Origin of the sequence: Pseudomonas yamanorum (assembly GCF_013386765.1) — a bacterium.
GTDB classification, from domain to species: domain Bacteria; phylum Pseudomonadota; class Gammaproteobacteria; order Pseudomonadales; family Pseudomonadaceae; genus Aquipseudomonas; species Aquipseudomonas yamanorum_A.
Genome location: NZ_JACARE010000089.1, coordinates 6,867 through 7,488, shown reverse-complemented (window position 1 = coordinate 7,488; position 622 = coordinate 6,867). Strand labels below are relative to the sequence as shown.

1 pseudogene is annotated in these 622 nt (G+C 56.3%); it reads right to left on the bottom strand.

Annotated elements, in window-relative coordinates:
• Positions 1-47: 47 nt before the first annotated feature.
• Positions 48-622, bottom strand: a pseudogene (locus tag HX875_RS32450) (AAA family ATPase); the annotation flags it as partial.

Below are 622 nucleotides of genomic sequence, written 5' to 3'. Positions count from 1 at the left end.
ACCATAGGTGGCCGTTACCTAAATAACGGATATGTACACCAAAAAAATCAGGACTTCCCCCGCCCCTTGAGCATCCCATGATTCACCAAAAGCGTGCGCATGGCATTGCGCGTAACCCCCAGCAACTCCGCCGTACGCAACTGATTAAACCCACAAAACCCAAACGCCTCCCGCACGATCAAATCCTCAATATCGTGCAACAGCGAATCCCCAGGCACCTCGAACAACCTTAACAGCTGCTCCCGCACCACCTCCTGTGGAATCCGCGGCGCCCCGCTGTTAACGCTGGCATGCATCGCACTCAACCCCGCCGAAAACTTCAAGTGCGACGGCATGATCGGCTTATCCCCCGCCACCAAAAGCGCCAGGTGCACCACATTCTCCAGCTCACGAATATTCCCCGGCCACGGATAATCCAGCAACGCCTGGGTCGCCGACTCCGACAACATCGGCTCAGCGATTTTCAACCTGGCACTGTAGATCCGCCGAAAATGCTCAACCAGCGGCAGAATATCCAGCGGCCGCTCACGCAACGGCAACACCTGCACCTGCGCAACGTTGATGCGATAAAACAGATCGAGACGAAAATTCCCCGCCTCCACCGCCTGCTCCAAGTCAATGT